Source organism: Actinocatenispora rupis (genome assembly GCF_016861975.1).
Classification (GTDB): Bacteria; Actinomycetota; Actinomycetes; order Mycobacteriales; family Micromonosporaceae; genus Actinocatenispora; species Actinocatenispora rupis.
Genome location: NZ_BOMB01000008.1, coordinates 35,172 through 50,478, shown reverse-complemented (window position 1 = coordinate 50,478; position 15,307 = coordinate 35,172). Strand labels below are relative to the sequence as shown.

Below are 15,307 nucleotides of genomic sequence, written 5' to 3'. Positions count from 1 at the left end.
CCGCCGCGCCGATGGGGCAGGATGGTGCGGTGACTGCGGACGACGAGGTACTGCGGGCGCGCGCCGAGGCGTGGATCGCCGACGACCCGGACCCGGCGAGCCGGGACGAGCTGCGGGCCGTACTGGACGGGTTGCCGGACACCGCCGGTGAGCTGGCGGACCGGTTCGCCGGCCCGCTCACGTTCGGTACGGCCGGGTTGCGCGGCCCGCTGCGCGCCGGCCCCAACGGGATGAACCTCGCGGTGGTCCGCGCGGCGGCGGCCGGTCTGGTCCGCTGGCTGGACGCGCAGGGCGGCGAGGGCCCGGTGGTCATCGGCTACGACGCGCGCCACGGCTCGCGCGAGTTCGCCACGGAGACCGCCCGGGTGGCGACCGGCGCGGGCCGCCGGGCGCTGGTCCTCCCCCGCCCGCTCCCCACCCCCGTCCTGGCGTACGCGGTGCGCGCGCTGGACGCCGCCGCCGGCGTGATGGTCACCGCCAGCCACAACCCGCCCCGCGACAACGGGTACAAGGTGTATCTGGGGGCCGGGCTGGGCGGTGAGCTGGGCGCTGGCGCGCAGATCGTGCCGCCCGCGGACGCCGGCATCGAGGCGGCGATCCGCGCGGTCGGCCCGCTGGCCGACGTACCGCTCGGGTCGGCCGGCGAGATCCTCGGCGACGACGTGCTCGACGGGTACCTGGCCGGTGCGGTCGCGGTCGTGGCGCCGGGCGGGCCGCGCGAGCTGGGCGTGGCGTACACGCCGATGCACGGGGTCGGTGGGGCGGTGCTGGTCGAGGCCTTCCGGCGGGCCGGGTTCGCGGTGCCGGCGGTGGTGCCCGAGCAGGCCGAGCCGGACCCGGACTTCCCGACCGTGGCGTTCCCCAACCCGGAGGAGCCGGGTGCGATCGACCTGGCCGCGGCGTTGGGCGCGGCCGCCGGCGCCGACCTGGTGATCGCGAACGACCCGGACGCCGACCGGTGCGCCGTCGCGGTGCCCGACCCGGCCACCGGCGAACCCGCGGACAAGCCGGCCGGCTGGCGGATGCTGCGCGGCGACGAGGTCGGCGTACTGCTCGCCGACCACCTGATGCGCCGCGGCGCCCGCGGGCTGTACGCGACGACCATCGTGTCGTCCACGCTGCTGCGCGCGCTCTGCGCCGCCCGCGACCTGCCGTACGCGGAGACGTTGACCGGGTTCAAGTGGATCGTCCGCGCCGGTTCCGGCCTGACCTTCGGGTACGAGGAGGCGCTGGGGTACGCGGTGTCGCCCGGTCACGTACGCGACAAGGACGGGATCACGGCTGCGCTGGTCGTCGCCGAACTGGCCGCCGGACTCCGCGCCGAGGGCCGCACGCTCGTCGACCGGCTCGCCGAGCTGGCCACCGAGTTCGGCCGGTACGGCACGGACCAGCTCTCGGTACGGGTGACGGACCTGTCCGCGATCGGCACCATGATGGCCCGGGTCCGCGCCACCCCGCCGGCGACGCTGCTCGGCCGCCCGGTCACCGTCACCGACCGGCAGCCCGACGCGGACGTCCTCACGCTGACCGCCGACGGGCTGCGCGCGGTGATCCGGCCGTCCGGTACCGAGCCCAAGCTGAAGGCGTACCTGGAGGTCGTGGTCGCGGCGGACGACGAGCCGGCGGGGCCGCTGGCGACGCTGCGGGCGGAGATCGCCGCGGCCCTGGGCGTACCGGGGTGAGAGCCGCGCTGGGCGTACCGGTGTGAGAGCGGGCTCGGCGGGTCAGGCGGAGAAGCGGGGCATCCCGCCGAACTGACGGTCGCCCGCGTCGCCGAGCCCCGGGACGATGAACTTCCGGTCGTTCAGCCGCTCGTCGATCGAGGCCGTGACCAGGCGCAACGGCAGGCCGGCGGCGGCCAGCCGGTCGATGCCCTCCGGCGCGGCGAGGACGCAGACGACGGTGATGTCGGTGCAGCCGCGGTCGGCGATGAGCCGGCAGCAGTGTTCGAGCGAGCCGCCGGTGGCGACCATCGGGTCGAGCACGATGACCGGACGGTCGGTCAGGTCCGTCGGCAGCGACTCCAGGTACGCCCGCGGCTCGAACGTCTTCTCGTCGCGCGCCAGGCCGACGAAGCCCATGGACGACTCGGGCAGCAGGCCGAGCGCCGGGTCCGCCATGCCGAGACCGGCCCGGAGTACGGGGACGAGCAGGGGCGGCACCGCGACCCGTACGCCCTCGGTGGGTGAGACCGGGGTGTTGATGTCGTAGCGCTCGACGGGCAGGTCACGGGTCGCCTCGTACACGAGCATCGTGGTCAGCTCGCCGAGCGCGGCGCGGAACGCACCGGGCTCGGTCAGTACGTCCCGCATGGCGGTGAGGCGGGCGGCGGCGAGCGGGTGGTCGACCACGGTGACATCCACGCCCGACAACCTAACCGATCGGTCCGGGCGGCACCGGGCCGGCAGCGTCGAAGTCTTCGACGCTGAGCCCCGCGCGCGTGCACGACCGGTCGCGGCGGGAGTGGCCGCTGCCACGATGACTGCCAATTTCGCACCGGCCTACGGAAGGGGAACCGGAATGCGACGGCACAGCGTGCTCGCGGTCGGGATGGTCCTGGTGGTCGCGCTCGCCGGCTGCGGCCGGTCCACCTCGGCGTCGAGCGGCAGCGACAAGGCGAAGGTGGCGGCGGCGAAGAGCGCGCGGGACCTGCTGCCCGCCCGGTACAAGCAGGCCGGGGTGCTCAAGGTGGTGACCTCCGAGGGGTACCCGCCGATGGAGATGTACAAGCCGGGCACGCGGACGCTGACCGGGGTCGACCCGGACCTGGCGAAGGCGATCGCGGCCAAGCTGGGGCTGAAGCTGGAGATCACGAACGCCGCGTTCGACGGGCTGATCCCCGGCATCCAGGGCGGCCGCTGGGACCTGGCCATGTCGTCGCTGTCCGACACCGCCGAACGGCGCAAGGCGGTCGACTTCGTCGACTACTTCCAGGCCGGCGGTTCGATCATGGTCGCGAAGGGCAACCCGGCGCACATCCGTACGCTGGCCGACCTGTGCGGCAAGAAGATCGTCCTCGCCAAGGGCAGTTCCAACCTCGCCATCGGGCAGCGGCAGAACACCAAGTGCGCCACCAAGATGCAGATCGCGCAGAGCGAGGACGCGCCGACCGGGCTGCTCCAGATCGACACCGGCCGCGCCGTCGCCACGATCGTCGACCACCCCGCGGGCGTCCAGTACGCGAAGGGCGGCAAGTACGAGCTGTTGGAGGCGCAGTACGACGCGGGGCCGTGGGGCATCGCCGTGGACAAGCGGAACGGCGGGCTGCGCGACGCGGTACAGAAGGCGATGCAGGAGATGCTCGCCGACGGCAGCTACGCGAAGCTGCTCGGCACGTACGGCGTGACCGCGAACGCGCCGAAGTCCATCACCGTCAACGCCACCGCATGAGTACCGCGGGCGTACTCCCGGCCGAGGACGACGCCGCCGAGCTGCCCGTCGTACCGGCGCGGACGGTGCGGCCGGGCCGGTGGGTGGCGGCGGCCGCGGCGACGCTGTTCCTGGCGTGGCTGGCGTACACGATCATCGTGAGCCCGAACCTGCACTGGGACGTGGTGGTCGGCAACCAGTTCGACCACCGGATCCTGACCGGGCTGTGGGTGACGATCGCGCTGACCGTGGTGTCCATGACCGTCGGCGTACTGCTCGGCGTGCTCACCGCCGTCATGCAGCTGTCCGGCAACGTCGTCCTGCGCGGCGCCGCGTCCCTGTACACCTGGTTCTTCCGCGGTACGCCGCTGCTCGTGCAGCTCATCTTCTGGTTCAACTTCGCGCTGGTGTTCCCGCAGATCGGCATCGGGATCCCGTTCGGCGGGCCGAAACTCGTCGAGTGGCAGACGAACGCGCTGATCACCCCGTTCGTGGCCGGGCTGCTCGGGCTGACCATCAACGAGGGCGCGTACATGTCGGAGATCGTGCGGGCCGGCATCAACGCCGTCGACCCGGGACAGCGCGAGGCCGCCGAGGCGCTCGGCATGTCGCACGCGCAGGTGCTGCGCCGCGTCGTACTCCCGCAGGCGATGCGGGTGATCATCCCGCCGACGGGCAACCAGTTCATCTCGATGCTGAAGACCACGTCGATGGTGTCCGTCATCGCCGGCGCCGACCTGCTCACCGTCGCCCAGCACATCTACCTGGACAACTTCGAGGTGATCGCGCTGCTGATCGTCGCGTCCGTCTGGTACCTGCTGCTCACCACGATCGCCAGCGTCGGCCAGCACTTCGTCGAGAAGCGCTTCAACCGGGGGCACGGCGGGCTGCCCCGGCGGATCGGCCGCAACCTGCTGCCCTTCACCCGACGGGAGCGACTCGTATGAGCACCGCCACGGCCGAGCCGATGGTACGGATCCGCTCCGTACGCAAGCGTTTCGGCCCGCTGGAGGTACTCCGGGGCGTGAGCCTCGACGTACCGGACAGCGGGGTGGTGTGCGTGATCGGGCCGTCCGGGTCGGGCAAGTCGACGCTGCTGCGGTGCGTCAACCGGCTGGAGACCATCGACGCCGGCCGGATCTGGGTCGACGGCGAACTCATCGGGTACCGCGAGGTCGGCGGGCGGCTGCACGCGCTGCCGCCGCGCGAGCTGAACCGGCAGCGCGCGAAGATCGGCATGGTGTTCCAGCGGTTCCACCTCTTCCCGCACCGTACGGCGGCGGAGAACGTGGCGGAGGGGCCGGTCACCGTACAGGGCATGGGAAAGCGCCAGGCCCGCGACCTCGCCGCCGAACTCCTGGAGCGGGTCGGCCTCGCCGACCGCGCGCACCACTACCCGGCGCAGCTGTCCGGCGGGCAGCAGCAGCGGGTGGCCATCGCGCGCAGCCTGGCGATGCGGCCGAAGATCATGCTGTTCGACGAGCCGACCAGCGCCCTCGACCCCGAACTCGTCCAGGAGGTACTCGCGGTGATGCGCGACCTGGCCGAGGGCGGCATGACGATGATCGTCGTGACCCACGAGATGAACTTCGCCCGCGAGGTCGGCGACCACCTGGTGTTCATGGACGACGGCGCGATCGTCGAGCAGGGCGTACCGCGGGAGGTGCTCGCCGAGCCCCGGCACGAGCGGACCCGCGCGTTCCTCGGGCAGGTGCTCTGAATGCGCCTCGACCTGGTCGTCCGCGGTGGACTCGTCGCCGACGGTACGGACACCCCGCCGCGGCGCGCCGACGTCGGCGTACGCGAGGGGCGGATCGTGGTGCTGCCGCCCGGTGAACCCGCGACCGCGGCCGACACCCTGGACGCGGCCGGTGCGGTCGTGGCGCCCGGATTCGTCGACGTGCACACGCATTCCGACGCGGTCGGGCTGCTCGCGCCGGACGGGCACGAGCTGGCCATGGCCGCCGTACGGCAGGGTGTGACCACCGAGATCTGCGGCAACTGCGGATCCAGCCTGTTCCCCGGACTCCCCGAACGGCTGCCCGCGGTACGGCGGCAGTCCGCGGCCACGTTCGGCGGGGACGCGCCGGTGGCGGCGGACTTCGCCGACTTCGCCGCGGCGTACCGGATGCGGGGGCGGGCCAACCACCTCGCGTCGCTCGTCGGGCACGGGACGCTGCGCGCCGGCGTCGTCGGCTACGACGACCGGCCCGCCACCGACGCCGAACTCGCCACCATGTGCGACCTGCTCGACCGGTCGCTCGGGCAGGGCGCCGCCGGCCTGTCCACCGGACTCATCTACACCCCCGGCAGCTTCGGCGGTACGGCCGAGGTCACCGCGCTCGCCCGGGTCGCCGCCCGGCACGCCAAGCCGTACGTGACGCACCTGCGCGACGAGATGTCCCGCGTCGAGGAGGCGCTCGACGAGGCGATCGGCATCGCCCGCGACTCGGGCGCCCCGCTGCACGTCTCCCACCACAAGACCGCCGGGAAGTACGCCTGGGGCCGGACCGAGACCACGCTCGCCCGGCTCACCGCCCTGCGCGCCGGCGGCATGGACCTCACCTGCGACGTCTACCCGTACGACGCGGCGAGCACCTCGCTGACCGCCATGCTGCCGCCGTGGGCGAACGCCGGCGGCATCGACGCGCTCACCGCCCGGCTCGCCGATCCCTTGCAGCGCAACAGGATGGCCGCCGACATCGACCGCGGCGTACCCGGGTGGGAGAACACCGTGGGCAACGGCGGCTGGGACCGCATCTCGATCGCGTGCGCCCCGTCCAACCCCACCGCCGAGGGCCGTACCGTCGCCGAACTCGTCGGCGGCCGCGACCCCCTCGACGTCGTCGCCGACCTGCTCCTCGCCGACCACGGCCAGGTCACCATCATCAGCCACTCGATGCGCGAGGACGACGTACGCCGGGTGCTCGCCAGCCCGCTGTCCATGATCGGCTCCGACGGCGTACCGAAACCGGGACACCCGCACCCGCGCTGGGCCGGCACGTTCGCCCGGGTCCTCGGCCGCTACACCCGCGACCTCGGCCTGCTCCCCCTGCACACCGCCGTGCACAAGATGACCGGGTACCCGGCGGCCCGGTTCGGGCTCACCGACCGCGGCGTCGTCCGTACCGGCGCGCACGCCGACCTCGTGGTGTTCGACCCCGACACCGTCACCGACCGCGCCACGTACGCCGAACCGCTGCTCGCCCCCACCGGCGTCCGGCACGTCCTCGTCGCCGGCCGCCCCGTCGTCCGCGACACCACCGACACCGGCGTACGCCCCGGCACGGTGCTCGCCACATGACCACCCCCGCAAACCGTCGCCCCACCGACGCCGAAGGCGTCGACGCGGTGCCCGACGCGGGAGTGGTGCACGGATCCGGTTGCCCCGAGGCCGGCGCAACCACCAGCGCGAACCGGGTACTCGACGCCGCGGTACGGGCCGTGGCGCGGCGGGGGCCCGGCACCCTCGCCGTTGCCGTACGCGGGGACGGCATCACGTACGGGCACGCCGACGACGTACGGCTGCCGCTGGCGAGTACCGGGAAGGTGTTGCTGCTCGCCGAAACCGCGCGGCAGATCGACGCCGGCACACTCGACCCGGCCGAGACCGTCGACGTACGGCCCGAGGACGTGTGCGGCGGCACCGGGCTGCTCGCCGCACTCACCGCGCGCCGCTGGCCCGTCGGCGACCTCGCCGTCCTCGTCGCCGCCGTCAGCGACAACACCGCCACCAACGCGCTGCTGCGCCGCATCGGCCGCGACACCGTCAACGCCGGCGCCGCCGAACTCGGCGTCCACGACACCACGCTGCTCGACCGGATCCGCGACACCCGCGGCCCCACCGACCCGCCGACCTTCGCCCTCGGTACCGCCGGCGACCTCGCCGCACTCGCCGCCCGCGCCGGCGCCGGCACCCTGTGGTCCCCCGGCGCCTCCGCCCTCGTACTGCGGTGGTTGCGCGGCAACACCGACCACACGCTCGTCCCCGCACTCCTGCCCCACGACCCGTACGACGACGGCGTACCCGACGCCGCGGCGCCCGGCGACGTGTGGATCGCCGCCAAGACCGGCACCGACACCGGAGTACGCGCCGAGGTGGGGGTACTCGTCGCCAGCCGGCGCATCGGGTACGCGGTGATCGCCGTCGGAGAAGCCGGTACCGAACCGGGACTGGTCGGGGCGTTGCGGGAGACGGGGTTGGCGCTCGCCCGGCATGCGGGCGGCTGGCTCGGGTGAGCCGGGAGTGGGCGCTTGGCGTGGCGGTTCGGGTGCGCATCGGGGACGCGGTGGGCGGTCGGCGGCGGTGGCCGGTCGGCGGGGCCGTTGGGCGGCGCGCATCGGGCACGCGGCGGGGTGATCGGCGGCACGGGGTGTGCGGTGGGGCGATCGGCGGCGGGCGTGGGTGACGAGTGCGGTGCGGAATTGGTCCGCTGATTGGTTGTCCAATTGTTCAACTGTCCAATTGTTGAACAGTTGAACAATGACACAATTGGACAATTGAACAGTTGCCAAATGCAACCGAGACTCACTGGCGCGCCAGCGACGCCCGTACCTGGGCCGCCGCGCTCTTCAGATGCCCGAGGAACGACGCGAGCGCCGGGTTGGGGTTCGTGGGCCGTACGGCGACACCGACGCGCCGGTACAGGTGCGGGTTGTCGAGGCGGCAGCGGGCGACGCCGGCGGCGCCTTCGAGTCCGAGGCTGGGTACGAGGGCGACGCCGAGTCCGGCGCGGACGAGTCCGAGGGTGACTTCGTAGTGGTCGCTGCGGCAGCGGATGCGGGGGGTGAAGCCTTCGATGGCGCTGGCCCGTTCGAGTACGGAGACGGGGGTGGCGCCGCCGTACGTGGTGATCCAGGGTTCGTCGGCGAGTTCGGCGAGGCGTACGCGGACGCGGTGGGCGAGCGGGTGTCGTTCGGGGACGACGAGCATGTGCGGTTCGGTGAACAGGTAGGTGACGTCGACGCCGTCGGGGGCGCGCCACGGGTCGAGGGCCTGTTCGAAGACGACGAGGACGTCGAGGGCGCCGCGTTCGAGGCTGGGCAGGAGTTCGTGGGGTTGGCCGAAGACGAGGTCGAGGTCGACTCCGGGGTGGCGGTCGCTGTAGCGGGACAGGGTGAGGGGCAGCAGCCGGTACCCGGCGGAGGCGAAGAAGCCGATCCGCAGTTGTCCGGAATCGACCCGTGCCTGCACCATGAGGTCGTGCTCGGCGGCCTCGATCAGGTCCAGTACGGACTGTGCTCGGCGGGCGAGTCGCAGTCCGGCGTCGGTGAGCCGGAGGCTCTGCGCGCCGCGTTCGACGAGGCCGACTCCGGTGTCCCGTTCGAGCTGCGTGAGCTGGTGCGACACCGCGGACGGGGACATCCTCAGCACCCGGGCGGCGCCGGCGATGCTGCCCGTTCGGAAGATTTCCAGGAGGACCTGGAGCCGTCTGCTACTTAACACTCGGTGATTATCGCGGCGATTCCGCTGTACGGCGAGGCCGCTAGACTCGCCCGCATGACGAGATCGGCGTCGATGGAGACGCACGAGGCCGAGCGGCTTGCCGCGGAGTTGGCCGGATCGCCGGAGGCGTTGCGGACGTTCCTGTCCGGTCTGCCCGGGGTGGATCAGGTCGGCGCGGAGCAGCGGGCCGCGACCCTGGCCACCCGGTCCATCAAGACGACGGCCAAGCAGTGGGCCCTGGACCTCGCGGTACGCATGGTCGATCTGACGACGTTGGAGGGTGCGGACACCCCCGGCAAGGTGCGGGCGTTGTGCGCGAAGGCGATGCGGCCGGACCCGGCGGATCCGGGCTGCCCGCCGGTCGCCGCGGTCTGCGTGTACCCGACGCTGGTGCCGACGGCGGTGGCGCAGCTGCGTGGCTCGGGCGTACACGTGGCGAGTGTGGCGACGGCGTTCCCGTCGGGGCAGGCGCCGCTGGCGGTGAAGCTGGACGACGTACGGGCGGCGGTGGCGGCGGGTGCGGACGAGGTCGACATGGTGATCGACCGCGGCGCGTTCCTCGCCGGGCGGTACGAGGAGGTGTTCCGGCAGATCGTCGCGGTGAAGGAGGCGTGCGGGGACGCGCACCTGAAGGTGATCCTGGAGACCGGCGAGCTGGTGACGTACGACAACGTGCGTCGGGCGTCGTGGCTGGCGATGCTGGCGGGTGGCGACTTCATCAAGACGTCGACGGGCAAGGTGGCGCCGGCGGCGACGCTGCCGGTCACGCTGGTCATGTTGGAGGCGGTGCGCGACTTCCGGGACCGTACGGGTCGGCAGGTCGGCGTGAAGCCGGCGGGCGGGATCCGTACCGCGAAGGACGCGATCCGCTACCTGGTGCTCATCAACGAGACCGTCGGCGAGGACTGGCTGGACCCGCGGTGGTTCCGGTTCGGCGCCTCGTCCCTGCTGAACGATCTGCTCATGCAGCGCGCCAAGATGGCGACCGGCCGCTACGCCGGCCCCGACTACTTCACCCTGGACTGATCGCCATGGCATTCGAGTACGCACCCGCGCCGGAGTCCCGGTCCGTCGTGGACATCCGCCCGGAGTACGGGCTGTTCATCGACGGCGCGTTCGTGGCCGCGGTGGACGGCGAGCCGATGAAGACGGTCGACCCGGCGAGCGAGGAGGTGCTCGCCGAGGTCGCGCAGGCCGGACCGGCCGATGTGGACAAGGCGGTGGCCGCCGCCCGCCGGGCGTACGAGAAGGTCTGGGGGCGGATGCCGGGCGCCGAGCGCGCCAAGTACCTGTTCCGGATCGCGCGGATCGTGCAGGAGCGGGCGCGCGAGCTGGCCGTACTGGAGTCGATCGACAACGGCAAGCCGATCCGCGAGTCGCGCGACGTGGACATCCCGCTGGTCGCCGCGCACTTCTTCTACTACGCCGGCTGGGCCGACAAGCTCGCGTACGCCGGGTTCGGCACGACGCCGCTCGGCGTTGCCGCGCAGGTCATCCCGTGGAACTTTCCGCTTCTGATGCTGGCGTGGAAGATCGCGCCGGCGCTCGCCGCGGGCAACACGGTCGTGCTGAAGCCGGCGGAGACGACGCCGCTGACGGCGCTGGTGTTCGCGGAGATCTGCCAGCAGGCGGACCTGCCGCCGGGCGTGGTCAACATCGTCACGGGTGCCGGCGACACCGGCCGGACGCTGGTCGAGCACGCCGGCGTCGACAAGGTCGCGTTCACCGGCTCGACGGAGGTGGGCCGGCAGATCGCGAGGTCGGTGGCCGGGACGTCGAAGCGGGTGACGCTGGAGCTGGGCGGCAAGGCGGCGAACATCGTGTTCGACGACGCCGCGCTGGACCAGGCGGTCGAGGGCATCGTCAACGGCATCTTCTTCAACCAGGGGCACGTCTGCTGCGCGGGTTCCCGGTTGCTGGTGCAGGAGTCCGTCGCCGACGAGGTACTCGACCGGTTGAAGCGGCGGATGGCGACGCTGCGGGTCGGCGACCCGCTGGACAAGAACACCGACGTCGGCGCGATCAACTCGGCCGAGCAGCTGGCCCGGATCCGTACGCTCGCGGGGATCGGTGAGGAGGAGGGCGCCGAGCGGTGGAGCGCGCCCTGCGTCCTGCCGGAGCGGGGTTTCTGGTTCGCGCCGACCATCTTCACCGGCGTCACGCAGGCGCACCGGATCGCCCGCGAGGAGATCTTCGGCCCGGTGCTGTCGGTCCTGACGTTCCGCACGCCGGCAGAGGCGATCGAGAAGGCGAACAACACGCCGTACGGGCTGTCCGCGGGGATCTGGACGGAGAAGGGTTCGCGGATCCTGTGGGCGGCGGAGAGGCTGCGCGCCGGGGTGGTGTGGGCCAACACGTTCAACAAGTTCGACCCGACCAGCCCGTTCGGCGGGTTCAAGGAGTCCGGTTACGGCCGCGAGGGCGGTCGCCAGGGTCTGGAGGCGTACCTTGCCGGCTAAGCAGAAGCGCGCCGACCGCACGCCCGACGCGCCCGTACGGTTGGCCGTACGCAAGACGTACAAGCTGTTCGTGGGCGGGAAGTTCCCGCGCAGCGAGTCGGGGAGGTCGTACCCGGTGCAGGGCGCGGACGGCGGGTTCCTGGCCAACGCGGCGCTGGCGTCCCGCAAGGACGTGCGCGACGCGGTGCAGGCGGCGCGGAAGGCGTTCGGCGGCTGGTCCGGCGCCACGGCGTACAACCGGGGCCAGATCCTGTACCGGATCGCGGAGATGCTGGAGGGCCGCCGCGCGCAGTTCGCGGACGAGGTCGCGGCCGGCACGGGCGAGCCGACCGCCGCCGCACTGTCCACAGTGGACGCCGCGATCGACCGCTGGGTCTGGTACGCGGGCTGGGCCGACAAGTACGCGCAGGTGCTCGGCAACGCCAACCCCGTCGCCGGGCCGTACTTCAACCTGTCGTCGCCGGAGCCGACCGGCGTGGTCGGCATCGTCGCACCGGCCGAGCCGCTGCTCGCGCTGGTGTCGGTGGTCGCGCCGGCGATCGTCACCGGCAACACCGTCGTCGTACTGGCGAGCGAGCGGCACCCGCTGCCGGCAATCACGCTGGCCGAGGTACTGGCCACGTCCGACCTGCCCGGCGGCGTCGTCAACCTGCTGACCGGTTCGGCCGCCGAGACCGCGCCGTGGCTCGCCGGACACGCCGACGTGAACGCGCTCGACCTGGCCGGCGTGGCGGACGCCGGGCAGGCCGCCGAGCTGGAGCGGCTCGCCGCCGAGAACCTCAAGCGGGTGGTACGACCGGCGGCGGACGACTGGCGTGCCGAGCCGGGCCTCGGCCGGCTGGCCGCGTTCGTCGAGACGAAGACCGTCTGGCACCCGCGCGGCGTCTGACCCGCGCCCGGCACCGCCGACCCGCCGGCCCACCGGTACGGCGGGTCGGTGGCGTGTCCGGGCGACGGTCGGACCGCTGGGGACGTGCCGGGGCGCCGCCGTCAGCTCCGGCGGGACGGCCGGGCGGGGCGTACGGCCGGGTCGGCGAGCGGTCGACGACGCGCCGACCAGCACCGACCCGCGTACGGCCGGGCCCGCGCGGGCGCCCGCGACCCGCCGCTTTGGACCGACCACTGAGACATCGATCGATATCACTGGGTGCAGCGGGTACGCACACACATGATCTCGTGCCAAGATGTCGCAGGTGGCCCTCCCCCCGGAGCCTGCACCGATACTTGCAGTGGATCTCTGCTACCCGGATCCGCCCAGCATCGACCCGCGGGCGCTGACCGTACGGATCCGGTCCGCGCTGCCCGGCACGACGCTGGTGTGGGCCGGTCCGAGCAACGTGCTGCTCCGGCACGAGCGGGCGGACCCGGCGGCGCCGTACCGGCCGGATCCGGCCGACATCCTCGGCCTGCCGCCCGAACACCACCCGTTCACCGAGCGCGACTCGTACCGGACGGATCTGTTGCTGTCGGCGATGACGTTCGCGGCGGACGACCGGGCGGAGGAGCGGGACCTGAGCCAGTCGTGGCACTGGCCGGACGCCGCCGCGAGCCTGGACCGCTGCCGGTACCTGATCACGATCAGTCAGCTCATCGGTCGCGGCCGGGACAGCACCGAGCGGGTGCACGTGTTCCGCGCGGTACTGGACGCGATCATCGCGACGGTACGGCCGCTGGCGACGTGGTGGCCGGCGAGCCAGCAGGCACTGCCGCCGGGCGCGCTGGTCGCGCATCCGCTGACCGGGGTGGTCAACGTGCGGATGTTCCGGTCGGTCCACGATCCGAGCGTGACCATGACCGACACGCTCGGGCTGCACACGCTCGGGCTGCCCGACATCCAGTGCCAGTCCCGCAACCTGGACCCGGACCGGCTCGGCGACCTGCTGTTCGAGCTGGCCGAGTACGTGTGCAAGCACGGTGACGTGCTGCGGCCGGGCAGCCCGGTGCCGGGGCTGTCGGCCGACCAGCAGTTCGTGCCCAGCCGCCGCACCGCCACCGTTCCCCCGCTGCGTCCGGTCGTCGACCTCGACCCCGGCCCCGGGTACGACGTGTGACGGCTCGGTCCGGCGGCAGGCCGGTGGCCGTGGACCTCTAAGCTCGGCAGCCGTGACCGACTCCGAGTACGCCCGCGCCGTCGCGTTCGGGCACGCCGTGGCCCGGCGCCAGGCGGCCTCGGTGGTCGACGTACCCGGTGGGTTCGTCACGCTCGACCCGGCGTACCCGGTGGTGCGGGACCTGAACCGGCTGCACGTTACCGGCCCGGCGACGGCCGCCGAGCTGGTCGCCACCGCCGACGACGTCCTCGGTACGGCCGGGCTGGCGTACCGGGTGGTCTCGGTGGACGGGCCGGCGGACGGCGAGCTGGTCGCGGGTTTCACGGCCGCCGGGTACGAGGCGGGTCGCGAGCTGCTCATGTCGTACGGCGGGGCGCCGGACCCGCCGATGCCGGCTCCGGTCGCGGCCGTCGGGCTGGACGCGCTGCTCGGGCCGGTCGAGCGGGCCTGGCGGGAGAGCGTGCCGGGACTGTCCGACACGGCGTACGAGCAGCTCACCGGGCAGCGGACGCGTCGCCCGCCGGGCACCGTGTTCCTGGCGGTGACCGGGCCGGACGGCACCCCGTGCGCCTGGTGCGAGCTCTACCTGTCGCCGTCCGACGGCGTCGCCCAGATCGAGGACGTGCTCACCCGCCCGGCGTACCGGCGGCGCGGGTACGCGGCGGCGCTGCTGGCCGCCGGGGTACGCCGGGCCGCCGCGGCCGGCTGCGACCTGACCTTCCTGCGCGTCGATCCGGACGACGGCCCGGTCGGGCTGTACCGGCGTCTAGGGTTCTATTCGTTGGGTCACGCGCACCGGTTCGACCGGGCCGGTGCCGGGGCCGCTCAGCCACGACCGTCCGGCGGGCCGGACCAGCCGGCTGCGGTCCCGGGCTGAGCGCCGACACACTGTCGCACACGTTGCCCGGGGACCGGGCATGAAACGGAGGACGCCGTGGCTCGCCACCGCGCCGAACACGAGTCGGACGTACCGTCCGACAACGAGTCGTCCGACGCCGAGTCGGCGGAGCGCTCCGAGCCGACCGACGTCGAGCCGGACGACACCGACGACGCCGCGGACGACCCCGCCGACGAGTCGGACGACCCGGCGGACGGGGACGACGAGTCGACACCGGAGCGTACGGCCGAGGCGGACGCCTTCTGGGCGGACGTACGGGTCGACCCGATCGAGATCGCGCTGCCCGCGGGCGTGGGGTACACGCTGCGGGCGTACCGGGGGCCGGCGGAGGTCTCGGAGGTCGAGGGCGCCGGGCCGGAGCGCGAGGAGCCGGCCGAGGAGGACGCGGCCACCGCGGACGCCGAGGAGTCCGTGGACGAGTCGAAGTCCGACGAGGCCGACGACGACACGTCCGAGGACGAGGGCGGCGACTCCGACAAGGCCGACTCCGACGAGGACGACTCCGAGGACGAGGACGCCGAGGAGGAGGACGAGGAGGAGGACGAGGAGCCCGAGGGCCCGGACGAGGTGCCCGTGTTCCTCGCCCAGGGCGGCAAGCTCCTGCTCTTCCGTACGCCGGCGGGCCTCGCCGACTTCGTACGGTCGGACGCGCCGCACACGCTGCGCGGCATCGACACCGCCGACGCGCTCGCCGACGGCATCGAGGCCGACCACGTCGTACCGACCGACGAGGACCGGTACGAGCTGGATCTGTTGGTGGCGAACCTGCGCGGCGGGCACGACAGCTGGGACGAGGACCTGGTCATCTCGGCCGGCGAGCTGGCCCGTGACCTGGCGTACGCGCTGGATCTCGGTTCCGTGTTGACGTCGCTGTCGCCGGACTCCCCGCTGGACGACCTGGACGAGGCGATGCGCGGCGTCGCCAAGGGCGGGTTGACCGCGTTCCGGGCGCGGCGCCGTGCGAAGAAAATCGGGGCACAACAGGCAGCGCTCGCGTGGCGGACGATCATCGGGAAGATCAGTGCCGCCGTGGACTGGCGCGACTGACCCCCGAACAGGGAGCATCGAGAGCGGTGAATCGGCG

Annotated in this window: 14 protein-coding genes; 12 read left to right on the top strand and 2 right to left on the bottom strand. The window is 73.0% G+C overall.

Features of this window, described 5'->3' with window-relative positions:
- The first annotated feature begins 11 nt into the window (after window positions 1-11).
- Window positions 12-1,682: a phospho-sugar mutase gene (locus Aru02nite_RS06880; protein ID WP_203655818.1), complete on the top strand. Its 1,671-nt coding sequence runs from the start codon at window positions 12-14 to the stop codon at window positions 1,680-1,682.
- A 42-nt stretch (window positions 1,683-1,724) separates the two neighbouring features.
- Here the strand turns inward: Aru02nite_RS06880 and upp are convergent, their stop codons facing one another.
- On the bottom strand, window positions 1,725-2,363 hold the full coding sequence (gene upp / locus Aru02nite_RS06875) for a uracil phosphoribosyltransferase (RefSeq protein WP_203655817.1): 639 nt from the start codon (window positions 2,361-2,363) through the stop codon (window positions 1,725-1,727).
- Between the two features lie 157 nt (window positions 2,364-2,520).
- On the opposite strand from upp, the gene Aru02nite_RS06870 reads away from it, so the two are divergent.
- Genes Aru02nite_RS06870 through Aru02nite_RS06850 form a run of 5 tightly spaced genes read left to right on the top strand, consistent with a single transcriptional unit; the run spans window position 2,521 to window position 7,608 of the window.
- Window positions 2,521-3,390, top strand: coding sequence for an ABC transporter substrate-binding protein (locus Aru02nite_RS06870; protein ID WP_203655816.1), 870 nt, complete (start codon window positions 2,521-2,523; stop codon window positions 3,388-3,390).
- On the top strand, window positions 3,387-4,316 hold the full coding sequence (locus Aru02nite_RS06865; protein ID WP_203655814.1) for an amino acid ABC transporter permease: 930 nt from the start codon (window positions 3,387-3,389) through the stop codon (window positions 4,314-4,316). Before Aru02nite_RS06870 ends, Aru02nite_RS06865 begins: the two co-directional genes overlap by 4 nt.
- On the top strand, window positions 4,313-5,089 hold the full coding sequence (locus Aru02nite_RS06860) for an amino acid ABC transporter ATP-binding protein (RefSeq protein WP_275408592.1): 777 nt from the start codon (window positions 4,313-4,315) through the stop codon (window positions 5,087-5,089). Before Aru02nite_RS06865 ends, Aru02nite_RS06860 begins: the two co-directional genes overlap by 4 nt.
- Window positions 5,090-6,673: an N-acyl-D-amino-acid deacylase family protein gene (locus Aru02nite_RS06855; RefSeq protein ID WP_203655812.1), complete on the top strand. Its 1,584-nt coding sequence runs from the start codon at window positions 5,090-5,092 to the stop codon at window positions 6,671-6,673. It abuts the gene before it with no gap.
- On the top strand, window positions 6,670-7,608 hold the full coding sequence (locus tag Aru02nite_RS06850; protein WP_203655810.1) for a serine hydrolase: 939 nt from the start codon (window positions 6,670-6,672) through the stop codon (window positions 7,606-7,608). The genes Aru02nite_RS06855 and Aru02nite_RS06850 overlap by 4 nt, the downstream gene beginning before the upstream one ends.
- A gap of 289 nt (window positions 7,609-7,897) precedes the next feature.
- Here Aru02nite_RS06850 and Aru02nite_RS06845 read toward each other — a convergent pair whose 3' ends face one another.
- On the bottom strand, window positions 7,898-8,815 hold the full coding sequence (locus Aru02nite_RS06845; protein ID WP_203655808.1) for a LysR family transcriptional regulator: 918 nt from the start codon (window positions 8,813-8,815) through the stop codon (window positions 7,898-7,900).
- 72 nt (window positions 8,816-8,887) lie between these two features.
- Here Aru02nite_RS06845 and deoC point away from each other — a divergent pair, with 72 nt between their 5' ends.
- The 6 genes from deoC to Aru02nite_RS06815 all read left to right on the top strand — a co-directional run bounded on the left by deoC (window position 8,888) and on the right by Aru02nite_RS06815 (window position 15,270).
- Complete coding sequence (deoC, locus tag Aru02nite_RS06840) at window positions 8,888-9,841, top strand: deoxyribose-phosphate aldolase (RefSeq protein ID WP_203656058.1); 954 nt, start codon at window positions 8,888-8,890, stop codon at window positions 9,839-9,841.
- A 5-nt stretch (window positions 9,842-9,846) separates the two neighbouring features.
- The gene (locus tag Aru02nite_RS06835) at window positions 9,847-11,274 is read left to right on the top strand and encodes an aldehyde dehydrogenase family protein (RefSeq protein WP_203655806.1); all 1,428 of its coding nucleotides are present in this window, start codon (window positions 9,847-9,849) and stop codon (window positions 11,272-11,274) included.
- The gene (locus tag Aru02nite_RS06830; protein WP_203655804.1) at window positions 11,264-12,163 is read left to right on the top strand and encodes an aldehyde dehydrogenase family protein; all 900 of its coding nucleotides are present in this window, start codon (window positions 11,264-11,266) and stop codon (window positions 12,161-12,163) included. The genes Aru02nite_RS06835 and Aru02nite_RS06830 overlap by 11 nt, the downstream gene beginning before the upstream one ends.
- A gap of 304 nt (window positions 12,164-12,467) precedes the next feature.
- A complete protein-coding gene (locus Aru02nite_RS06825) occupies window positions 12,468-13,325 on the top strand; it encodes a DUF4261 domain-containing protein (protein ID WP_203655802.1) in 858 nt (285 codons plus the stop codon).
- Window positions 13,326-13,377: 52 nt separating this feature from the next.
- Window positions 13,378-14,202 carry a GNAT family N-acetyltransferase gene (locus tag Aru02nite_RS06820; protein WP_203655800.1) on the top strand — a complete coding sequence of 275 codons (825 nt, stop codon included), beginning with the start codon at window positions 13,378-13,380 and terminating at the stop codon, window positions 14,200-14,202.
- A 57-nt stretch (window positions 14,203-14,259) separates the two neighbouring features.
- Window positions 14,260-15,270, top strand: a complete 1,011-nt coding sequence (locus Aru02nite_RS06815) for a SatS C-terminal domain-containing protein (RefSeq protein WP_203655798.1) — start codon at window positions 14,260-14,262, stop codon at window positions 15,268-15,270.
- The last annotated feature ends 37 nt before the right edge of the window (window positions 15,271-15,307 follow it).

Bases quoted from the DNA above. Each gene is read 5' to 3' on its own strand.
- Aru02nite_RS06855 (WP_203655812.1), top strand. From the start codon at position 5,090: ATGCGCCTCGACCTGGTCGTCCGCGGTGGACTCGTCGCCGACGGTACG.
- Aru02nite_RS06835 (WP_203655806.1), top strand. From the start codon at position 9,847: ATGGCATTCGAGTACGCACCCGCGCCGGAGTCCCGGTCCGTCGTGGAC.
- Aru02nite_RS06865 (WP_203655814.1), top strand. From the start codon at position 3,387: ATGAGTACCGCGGGCGTACTCCCGGCCGAGGACGACGCCGCCGAGCTG.
- deoC (WP_203656058.1), top strand. From the start codon at position 8,888: ATGGAGACGCACGAGGCCGAGCGGCTTGCCGCGGAGTTGGCCGGATCG.
- Aru02nite_RS06850 (WP_203655810.1), top strand. From the start codon at position 6,670: ATGACCACCCCCGCAAACCGTCGCCCCACCGACGCCGAAGGCGTCGAC.
- Aru02nite_RS06880 (WP_203655818.1), top strand. From the start codon at position 12: ATGGGGCAGGATGGTGCGGTGACTGCGGACGACGAGGTACTGCGGGCG.
- Aru02nite_RS06860 (WP_275408592.1), top strand. From the start codon at position 4,313: ATGAGCACCGCCACGGCCGAGCCGATGGTACGGATCCGCTCCGTACGC.
- Aru02nite_RS06870 (WP_203655816.1), top strand. From the start codon at position 2,521: ATGCGACGGCACAGCGTGCTCGCGGTCGGGATGGTCCTGGTGGTCGCG.